This is a genomic window from Stieleria tagensis (genome assembly GCF_024129865.1).
In the GTDB taxonomy this organism is placed as follows: Bacteria; Planctomycetota; Planctomycetia; order Pirellulales; family Pirellulaceae; genus Stieleria; species Stieleria tagensis.
In genome coordinates this window covers 1-1,123 of the sequence record NZ_JAMYFE010000176.1, presented here as the reverse complement: position 1 = coordinate 1,123, position 1,123 = coordinate 1, and the positions used below count along the sequence as shown (strand labels likewise).

Here is a 1,123-nt window from a genome sequence, read left to right as displayed (position 1 = left end):
GGGAACGGGACACTCCATCAACCATCATCCGGCAGCTTGTCTGTCCGGCCAAAGCCCTTTGAAGCTCCGTCAGGCTCCCCGGTAGTCACGGGCCTACCGAACTCCAGCACCCGTGAATTCGCGTCAAAAGCCCGCATCCAACTCTCGGCCATGTTTTTTGGCTTTCGCCGAGCCGGACTGACGCCGTCACCCGTGACCCTCCGGTGGCAGTCCGAGAGAAGGCGACAGACAAAAAACCAACGTGCGATCGTTAACACCAAGTGCGTTGACTTTAACGATTGATTCCAAAGCGGTTTTCTACATTCGCAGCGGTTGGCCGATTCCGTCGCTTGACAGTAAGCGAAAGCTGTCGCGTCATGGAGGCCGGCCGATCCGTGAGGCGATAACGACGTTTTGCCTCTGCACCTTGAAGGCTCTCGACCGCCAACGACAGCCGACAGGTGCGCAGCTTTCGCGGACCCGACGCGGCAAACCGACGCCACATCTCCACCTGAGTTATTCCCAACCAAAAACAAACCCCCAGCAAGGGCCGGGCCACCGGTCTGTCCATAGCGAACAGACATTAGCCTTCAGACCATAGGAATCGAAACAATGAATCAGAATACATTCACGCAGCGTCTACTCGATAACCCACTAGCAACCGTCACGGATTTCTACGCCCAACATCTAAATGAAAACGCCCACGACTTCCTCACCAAGCACTGCCTCTCAGCGGATTCAATGCTTCGTGTCGGCTACTCCGATCGATCGCTCGGCAAGCAGATCCCTGACAAACAATTCAAACTCGGTCGCGAGATCCGTACCAAGCTCAAACAAGTTGGCATTCTCAAGCCCAACGGACGTGAAACACTACGTGGCTTCATCACGTTGCCACTGACTGACACCGAAGGCAACGTCACCGGCATCTACGGCGAACGCATCGACAAAAAGAACAAACCCGAGCCGCGGGTGACCATCGGCAACGGAACTTTCAACGCAACCGCGCTTTCAACCTTCGATGAAATCATTCTCTGCGAAAGCGTCCTCGACGCCTGGACCTTCCACGCCGCCGGTCACACCAATGCCATTGCAATCGAAGGACAGCAGCATCAGCCGCTTGGCGCTAGCCCAATACCGCTAAATC

General features: G+C 55.7%; 1 protein-coding gene. It reads left to right on the top strand.

Going from position 1 to position 1,123, the window contains the following annotated elements; translation table 11 throughout:
- Positions 1 to 591: 591 nt before the first annotated feature.
- Positions 592 to 1,123: hypothetical protein (locus NHH03_RS27580; RefSeq protein ID WP_253161585.1), on the top strand; the 532-nt coding region annotated here is incomplete at its 3' end.